The organism is Longimonas sp. (assembly GCF_046498435.1).
Taxonomy (GTDB): domain Bacteria; phylum Bacteroidota; class Rhodothermia; order Rhodothermales; family Salinibacteraceae; genus Longimonas.
Window position 1 is genome coordinate 1 of record NZ_JAWOAR010000262.1, and the last position, 8,828, is coordinate 8,828.

10 protein-coding genes are annotated in these 8,828 nt (G+C 57.1%); all 10 read left to right on the top strand.

The window, feature by feature from the left end; translation table 11 throughout:
- A partial coding sequence (locus R6U20_RS10175) for a CAP domain-containing protein (protein WP_410337748.1) occupies positions 1–376 on the top strand: 376 nt, incomplete at its 5' end.
- A 212-nt stretch (positions 377–588) separates the two neighbouring features.
- On the top strand, positions 589–951 hold the full coding sequence (locus R6U20_RS10180; RefSeq protein ID WP_410337749.1) for an FxLYD domain-containing protein: 363 nt from the start codon (positions 589–591) through the stop codon (positions 949–951).
- A gap of 166 nt (positions 952–1,117) precedes the next feature.
- Positions 1,118–3,349, top strand: a complete 2,232-nt coding sequence (locus tag R6U20_RS10185; RefSeq protein ID WP_410337750.1) for a PAS domain S-box protein — start codon at positions 1,118–1,120, stop codon at positions 3,347–3,349.
- Positions 3,350–3,597: 248 nt separating this feature from the next.
- Positions 3,598–4,221: a sigma-70 family RNA polymerase sigma factor gene (locus tag R6U20_RS10190; protein WP_410337751.1), complete on the top strand. Its 624-nt coding sequence runs from the start codon at positions 3,598–3,600 to the stop codon at positions 4,219–4,221.
- Positions 4,222–4,364: 143 nt separating this feature from the next.
- Positions 4,365–5,075, top strand: a complete 711-nt coding sequence (locus tag R6U20_RS10195) for a hypothetical protein (protein ID WP_410337752.1) — start codon at positions 4,365–4,367, stop codon at positions 5,073–5,075.
- A gap of 111 nt (positions 5,076–5,186) precedes the next feature.
- Positions 5,187–5,831 carry a hypothetical protein gene (locus tag R6U20_RS10200; RefSeq protein ID WP_410337753.1) on the top strand — a complete coding sequence of 215 codons (645 nt, stop codon included), beginning with the start codon at positions 5,187–5,189 and terminating at the stop codon, positions 5,829–5,831.
- 190 nt (positions 5,832–6,021) lie between these two features.
- Positions 6,022–6,621 carry a DUF1684 domain-containing protein gene (locus R6U20_RS10205; protein ID WP_410337754.1) on the top strand — a complete coding sequence of 200 codons (600 nt, stop codon included), beginning with the start codon at positions 6,022–6,024 and terminating at the stop codon, positions 6,619–6,621.
- A gap of 116 nt (positions 6,622–6,737) precedes the next feature.
- Complete coding sequence (locus R6U20_RS10210; protein ID WP_410337755.1) at positions 6,738–7,922, top strand: N-acetylmuramoyl-L-alanine amidase; 1,185 nt, start codon at positions 6,738–6,740, stop codon at positions 7,920–7,922.
- A 384-nt stretch (positions 7,923–8,306) separates the two neighbouring features.
- Positions 8,307–8,498, top strand: coding sequence for a hypothetical protein (locus R6U20_RS10215; RefSeq protein WP_410337756.1), 192 nt, complete (start codon positions 8,307–8,309; stop codon positions 8,496–8,498).
- A partial coding sequence (locus R6U20_RS10220; protein WP_410337757.1) for a hypothetical protein occupies positions 8,476–8,828 on the top strand: 353 nt, incomplete at its 3' end. The genes R6U20_RS10215 and R6U20_RS10220, both read left to right, overlap by 23 nt.

Genomic DNA, 8,828 nt, shown 5'->3' on the forward strand with positions numbered 1-8,828 from the left:
CCGCGACTTAGCCAACGAGGCTCCGCATGAAGAAAGCCGCTGCAATCTGCACAGCTGGTCTGACGAGGGATCGTGGAGCCCGTGCTGCTATACCGATGATCACGCCAACGCGTCGTGCATGTGGGAAAAACCATCGGAGCTAACCGATTACAGCGGATCTGGATACGAGATCTCGTATAGCGGGCCGCCCGATGCCGAACGGATGATGGCACAGTGGAAGGCGAGTCCGGGGCATGATGCGGTGATGGCGAACCGGGGGCAGTGGTCCGACTTTACGTGGCGCGCTATGGGCGTGGGTATTGCTGAAGGTTTTGCCGTGATTTGGTTTGGGCGAGCCGACGACGCAAACGGAGCACCGCCTACATGCTCAAGATAGTACGCACGAATAGCTGAGGGCTGCTCGTGCTAACCCGTTCCCTGAAAGATAACCCGTTCCTTGACAGATGTAGAAAACAGGCGGAGCGATAAAAGCGCTTCGTGTCTATATTGTGTGATCTTTGGATATCTGGTGGTGCAGGCGGTACCAACAGCGTCCCATAAGGCGTTGTGAGCACGTATCTATCTTTCCCACACACGTGTTCTGTTGTTATGCGTACCCGGTTGAGCGAAATTGTTGTTGCCGTAAGCCTGCTTCTCATCGGCGGTCTGGTCATGGGGTGCGGGAATGATGCGGCATCGCGCGCAGAAGATATCAACGTGCGCGACTTCCGCTATGTGGAGCAGCCCAATGGCGACCGCGAGTTTACTGGTGAGGTAGAGAACACAGGCGATTCCGATGTCTCGATCGTTCAGGTTGAGGTGAGCCTCTTCGACGAAACCGGTAACGAGGTGGGTACGCAGCAGATTGAAGTTGAAGACGTGCCGGCCAACGACAACCGCCCGTTTACCCAGTCGCTTACACACAACGGTCCCGTAGGACAGGCGCGCGTAAGTGGGGTAATGGTGCCGTAGCGTCGCCTTAAGTGCATAGATGTAACGCTGGATCAGGCGTAACGTCTTGGGAAGAGGAGCCTATTGGGTGCACCTCATACCACAGCCCGCGTACAGTAATGCACCCACGCGCTCTGAAGAAGCGTTCTGAAGTAGTGCGTGTAGACACCCTCGACCCACGTATGGTATGAAACGGTCTGATGCGCCTTTATCCTTACAGCGCCAGCTTCGTACGGCGCAAGCCCAGGCAGCCTCGTATCGTAAGCAGCTGCGTGCTTTGGCCGATGCAACGTTTCACATCGTCCTTGATGTGAAGAACGCGAACACTGTTGGGCTTGCATCTGTGGAGGTGCAGGCCCCGTCGGAGCGTGATGAAGCCGCCATCGAACGGCTCATACACGGGCACGACGAACTGGTATCGGCGCTGCGTGAAGCGCGGGCTACAGGCGAGCCCGTGCCCATTGCACTGCGGAACGGCCCTTCCAATTCATGGACGGGCACCGTAGGGCCATGCATCGATGCGTGTGAGCAGGCGCAAGAGACGCCCTGCCTCCGTGGCGTCTTGCGCCGCACCGATCATGCTGCCCGGCCTGATATGGAGCCGCTGCCCCGCGAACTCTTGGAGCTGCTGCCCGATGCAATTCTCATTGTAGCCTCCAACGACCGCATCAAATATGCGAACTCGGCAGCGGTTGCCATGACGGAAGCCGCCAGCCTCGAAGCGGTGCTCGATACCTCTATCTGGACGTATCTTCCCGACGAAGCACAGTCGCACGTGACGCGGCGTCGTCAGCAGGTGCGCACCGGCCGCCGGGTCGACTTTGCACGGCATACGCTACGCACCTGCCAGGGCAAGGAGCGCATTGTTGAGTCAGCCTCGGTGCCCATTCTGTACCAGGGGGGGCACGCGGCGCTTGTGGCCGTGCGCGACCTCACCGGGCGCGAGCGGTTGTCCGAAACGTTAGAGCGCACGCTTCGCCTGTTTGACACAGCCTTTCATCTTGGGCCCGCAGCAGCCATTGTCCGGCTGCACGACGGAGTTGTTTTGGAGGTGAGTGAGCGGATGGAAACGCTCACCGGCTTCGATGCTGCTGACCTTGCTGGAGAGCATATCGATCAGGTGCGTGTGGGGCTGCCAGAGCATCAGCGGCATCAGCTTGCGCACGATCTGGTTGTTCACCAGCAGCTACACGACCGCGAACTCACCCTCACCCGAGCCGACGGCACCGCATACACCGTGCTCGTGAGTGCGCGTCTTGTAACATTGGAAGGCGACGACTGCGCACTAATAAGCCTGGTAGACATCACTGAGCGCAAGCAAGCGCTTGTACAGGCACAAGAAACGCAGACCCTCATGCAGAAAATCTTCCGCATGAGTCCGTCGCCCCTGGCCATTGTGCGCCTGGAAGACGGTGTGTACCTAAATGTGAACGATGCGCTGTGCAGTCTCGTGCGGCGCCCACGCTACGACATTGTGGGCCGTACCGACAACGACATGGCGCTCTGGGCCGATCCCGATTATCGGGCAGCTGTCTTCGACCGCGTACAGCGCGAGGGCACTATTACAGATGTGCAGACCACGTTCTGCCAGCCCGATGGCACGCGCATCGACGTGCTCTGCTCGCTCCAGTGCCTTTGCATCGACGACCAGGATTGTGTTGTCATGGCCATTACCGATATTACGCAGCGTGAGGCGGCGCGCAATGCCTTGGTCGAGGCCAAAGAAAAAGCGGAAGATGTAGCCCAGTTTCGGTCGTCGGTACTTTCAAACATGACGCACGAAATGCGCACCCCACTCACAGTTATTTTAGGGTTTACGCCTACGCTGCGCGAAGCGGTCGATCCAAAATACCGCCGCTTTATTGACCTTATTGAGCGGAGCGGAAAGCGACTGCTCTTTACGCTCGACTCGCTGCTCGACCTGGCGCAGTTGGAAGCCGGAACGCTTACGCCCAACCCGGCTGTTCATTCGCTTACTGAACTGGTCCGGACGCACACGGCTGCTATGCGTGAGCAGGCGTGCGAAAAAGGGCTGGATACGCGGATTGAACCGCCCGACACGCCGCTGAGTGTGTATGTAGATGCTGACCTGCTCGAGCGCGTGCTGCACCACGTTCTCGACAATGCCATCAAGTTTACCGAGCATGGCGGCATCACCATTCACCTGGATGCCAATGCCGACGAGGCGGTAATTCGAGTCGCTGATACGGGTATGGGAATCGACCCAGCGTTTGTGCCACGGGCGTTTCAGGCGTTCACGCAAGAGAGCGAAGGCCTCGCGCGCACCCACCAGGGCAGCGGGCTTGGGCTCACCGTATGCAAGCACGTCATGGAACGCCTGCACGGATCCATCAATATCGATACTGCTAAAGGCAAGGGGAGCACCATTACACTTCGGCTGCCACAGAACGCTCCGTAACATGGAGATGCGTACCGCCCCTGAGGTGAGCGTCTGTAGGGCACCGACCCGTGCACCGACCTTGCGTAACGTGGAGGAAGTGTCAAGTACGAAAGGCAGCGTTGCGTATCATGGTAGACACTACCCCCGAGCGCTGAGGCCTCGCCCCCACTCTTTAACGGGAATGCGCAATAAAACGGCGGCGTGGCCCGTTCCTTGTAGTGCTTGCTTCCTGCACAGTCTCCTATTGACGCGACGGACGCAAGCTTATGCAACCAACCGATGAATCGCTGGTCGAGGCGTACCTGGAAGCGGGCGATGAACAGGCGTTTCGAACGCTGCTTGAACGCCGCCAAGACCAGATTTTTGGATACATTATGGGCATGGTGCACGACCGGGCCGTTGCCAATGACCTGTTTCAAGATACGTTTGAGCGGGTCATTAAGGCCATGAACGACCGCCGCGGCTCATACACACACCAGGGGCAGTGGCTCAGCTGGGTGATGCGCATTGCGCGCAATGCTACAATCGACCACCTGCGCAAGCAGAAAAAATGGTCGGATGTGTCGAGTGATGAGGATGACGGCCGCTCGTTCTGGGATACGCTGCAAAGCGACACGCCCAGTGCTGAGGCCGAACTACACCGCACCCAGCAGCGAGCCGTGCTCAACGAGCACATTCGACGCCTATCGCCCGAACAGCGCGAGGTGCTTTTGCTCCGCCAAGAAACCGACCTCACGTTCCGCGAGATTGCCGAGTTGACTGGGGTGTCCATTAACACCGCGTTGGGACGCATGCGTTATGCGCTCAAAAACCTGCGCGGTATGCTCGACGAGGTAGAGGTTGACCCGGAAGCCCTCATCGGCTCACTCGATGGGCCGACCTCGGCATAACTTCGATCGTTTAGCACATATCGTTCAGTACACATATCGTTCAGTATATGTTGCTGGCGCTTACACGCTCGACCCCGTTTCTCGGTTGGTGATCCCTTGCTCTTTGTGTTCTCCGAGTGTACGCCACACGCCCCCCTCTTCATATGAGCAACGATACCAACCGCCTTCTTCGCTACATGTACGGCGAACTCGACGACGCCGAGGATATTGAGCGTGCGCTTGCGCAGCAACCCGCGTTGTTCGAACAGTGGTTCGCCTTTCACGAAGTGAAAGAACAACTGGATGCGCAGCCGCCTGCACGCCCCGATGCCTCGGTGGTCGACGACCTGGTCGATCAGGCCGGTGCAGCAGCACAGGCCCAGACCGATCCGTCCAATGACATTCCCGAGGCTCCACTGCCAACCGCTCCGCCCTCTGGCCATGGCGACGGGGTGCCCTACAAGGGAGCCGATACCTGGTACACGGTAGCGGCCCCCTCGGCTCGTGATGAACGACCGGCAGCGCCCCAATCCGATGGTAAGACCGCTGCCAAGAAAGATCCTCCGGTCTCGCACCGTCCCCGCCGGGCGGGTGCTGCAACGCGCACGGCCATGCAAGCTGCACCGTGGGGCGTGGCCCTGATGGTGGCGGTCTTGCTCGTGATGAGTGGAGCGCCGAACACAACTGATCCGAATGGCACGGGCTATGAACCCATGGCCACCACTGCTTCTTCTGAACTGCCCGCCTGGGATGCCCCCGACCGCCGCGCGAATCTTCAACGTCAGGCAGCAGCGCTGAACGAACGCACGGCAGCCGCTACCGAGATCAACAGCCTGGCCGAAGGCTCGTCTGTTGCCTTCTCCACGACCCCGTAAAGCCGCGTCATCATGGAAGTGCTGGAAGCTAAAGCCGCCCGCTCTTGCGTGAGGCGGTGGATTCACCGATTGGGAATACTGCTCATTGCATTAAGTGCAGGAAGCGTTGCGTTGACGCTGACGTCCGACCAGGCGTGGGCGCAGCGCGGCTCCGAGCGCACGCTGCACATCCAAAACGACACCGTATATGTTGACGGGGCGGCTGTGCCTGACGACGAGTTGCCCCCAGAGCTTTCCCTCGACGGGGTGCAGATGCAGTACGAAGTGTATGGCATCGAAGCGCCTATGCTACAGATTCAAGGGCGTATCTACCGCCTTACCGAATCTACGCTGGAGCTGGTGGACTCGGCTCCCGATGCGCGCAATACCGATGCGCATGACACTGAGGCACGCAATGACCGCACGAATCCGGCTGCGGCATCCGACTATATGGCGATGCTTCAGGCGCAAAGTCAAGCCCTCTATGAGGCAGTGCAGCGCGAGTATGCGCTGGAACAGGAGGCTGAGCAGCGTGCCTATCGCATCCACGAACTGGAACCGGGTTCCGAGCGCGCCGCGCACCTGGATACGCTTCGCCAAACGGTAGCGCGCCTGTTCGACCTTAAGCAGGCCAACCGGAACCACGAAATTATGCAACTGGAAAAGCAGGTCGAGGCGATGCGCCAGCGGATGCAGGAGCGGGCTGTGCATCGCGAAGCCATGATTGAGCGCCGCATGCAGCAACTCGTAAATGCGTACAGTACCGAGGAACCGTAATCGAAGGCCCCCTCGCACGTGGACGCAAAATATTTGCGGGTAATTGGGGGCTGCTCCGGGCTGGCATAGCAACTCTATTGCCATGAAGCGTATACCAAAACGGTTGCCTCCGCAATCATTTAAATGTTTTCACGCGGCCTCACGAAAGTACGCTCCAACGAATATGAATAGCCGACCCTCTTCATTTTGCATGCGATTCGTAGGCCTGTGCCTGCTTGCTATTGGGGTGGCCGGATGCGAAGGCGCTACGCTAAGCGAGGAAGCCGCCTACGAGAACGAAGTGCTCCAGCATCGACTGGACCGGGACATGCGCATGCGCGATGCCGACCGCACGGTGCTCGATGGCGCTACCCGCCGCCGGTTTGATGGACTGCGCTACTATGCGGTCGATCCGGCGTATCGCTTCGAGGTCCCGCTGGAGCGCACTGACAAACGCGATACGCTGCGCGTAGAGCAGCACAAAGGGGAGCCTGTCGATAAAGTCATCATTGGCGAAGTTTCCATTCCGCTTGCGGATACAACCCAGCTGCTCGTCTTCCGCGAGCCCGGACTCGACGGCGAAGTGTGGATTCCCTTCCGCGATCCGACCAATGGAGACGAAACGTACCCTTCGGGACGGTATCTGAATGCACCGCTCCGCGACGATGATACTGTGGTGGTTGACTTCAACAAGGCGTTTAACCCATATTGCGATTACAATCCGGACTATGTGTGCCCGCTCCCGCCGCGCGAAAACACGGTGCCCGAGCCGATCGAAGTCGGTGAAAAGAAATCACGCTTGCATAGCTGACTTGCGCCGATACCGTTTATGACCGATATTCAGGGGCGGATACCGCAAAGAAAACGCGACACACGACTCCCATCCTAATCCTTCAAAAAAAGCCCATGATGCATTGCGTGTTGCAGTTGACGGATCGGCCGTACGTGTGGGTCGTGCTTCTGATGGCAATTGGTTTGGTCGGAGCAGCACCCGCTACGGCACAGATACAGATTCGGGATATGGAACTGGCCGAGCGCTCTGATGGAGAGGGCTACGTACTTCGCGTACAAGCCACAGAGCGCATTCAGGCGTTCTCGGTGCCCGAGCGCCCGAACGACGATGCTGTGGTAGAGTGGACGCTGTACGATGCCGCAATGGGCGAAGACGTAGACCTGCCCACCGGTGGTCCGATTACACGGGTTGAGACCGATACGGTCGATGGGCACTTTACACTGCGCCTCCACCTGAACGAAAATGAGGTGATCCGCACGGATGCGTATCGCGACGGAGCTTCCGACGACCTGCTGCTTAGCCTTAGGTCTGCAACACAAACAGCAGCGGGACAAATCGCAGACGATGCGGCCCGTTCGGCACGCGAGATTGCAGAGTCGGCCCGTGAGCGATGGCGCCTTGATACTATTGTGATCGATCCGGGGCATGGCGGTCAGGACCACGGCGCTACCGCCAATGGCGTGCGCGAAAAAAACATTGTCTTGGATGTGGCTCAAAAGCTGGGTGGCTACCTTGAAGAACATCTGGATGTGGAGGTGCTGTACACGCGCACCGATGATACCTTCATTGAACTGGAAGAACGAGGACGTTTTGCCAACGAGCACGGCGCCAAGCTCTTCATTTCGATTCATGCCAACTCGGCCGGATCAAGCCGCGCCTATGGCACTGAAACGTTCTTTCTGGGGCCTTCCAAAACCGAGTCGGCACGCCGCGTCATGGAGCGCGAAAACAGCGTAATTCGATATGAGGAGGATACCGACGTGTACGATGAGTACGACGACCAGGAGCTGGTGCGTGCTACGCTTACGCAGAGTGCCTACCTGCGCCAAAGTCAAGACCTGGCAGCGCAAATCGAGAATCAGTTTGCTGAACGCGTAAACCGGCGCAGCCGCGGCGTCAAGCAAGCGCCGTTCTATGTGCTGTGGGGCGCGTCGATGCCTGCCGTACTTGTGGAGATGGGCTTTTTGTCGAACGGCTCCGAAGCTAACTTTCTGTCCAGCGACCAGGGCCAAACCTACATGGCCAGTGCCATCTTTCGAGCTGTGCGCGACTACAAAGAGCAGTACGAACGCGGCATGATGCCGGTTGCTGGCGAGTAATACCAACTCCGCAGCTCCGTTGGGAATGGAGGGGGGGGGCATGAACGGATGGATGAAAACCATTCATTCGTCCATCGATTCATCCCAACACGAGGCAAAGGCTGACTGACAAAGTACATCCGGTGCGCTGATGAGAAACAATACCGCAATACTGCAACCGGATTTGATATACGTACAACTGGAACGGACAGCCGTCGCAGGCCGGAGACCATACGAATCCGCCTGTCCCCTGCGTTGCACCAACAGCTGATTAGGCTTCGTTCCGTATCCTTCGCTTAGCAGGGGCTGAACGGGTGTACCTACCAGCCACCACCCTGAAAAATATCCTTCCTGGGGCGAACAGTCTCCTGTTCATCCTGCTTCTACGTACCTATTTGGACTCTTATGATGCATTTTTCCTACCGTCCTCTTGGCATGCTTCTCGTTGTAGCTCTGCTGCTGGTGGGGTGCGATGATACCGGCACAGAAGGCGATACCATCATCATCGGATCTGATGCCGATCCGGTCGAGTTCGAGTTTGAATTCGAGCCGTTTAGTGCCGATGATGTGTCCAGTGAAGGCACCATTACGCTATGAGAATATTCCTAATCAATATCCTTCTAACGAGAATGAAAGGGATGATCAATTATATGCTGAAATTGAAAGAAAATCAAGAGAATATAATCAAAGGGCTGGTAAAGAAATTTTCCCACCAATGAATCATGTTCAAAATAATCAACAACAAGTTAACCCAAATCAACAAATGCAGGGAGATTTCCAAACAAATGTTGTTACTGTTTTAGAAAATTATTTTGGTGATAATTTTGCTGATACCATTAGAGATGTTATTGTTGAAATATATACAAATGATAAAATGAAACAAGGAATAATAAATAATAAAAATACTGTCAAAGAAATTGTTATTGA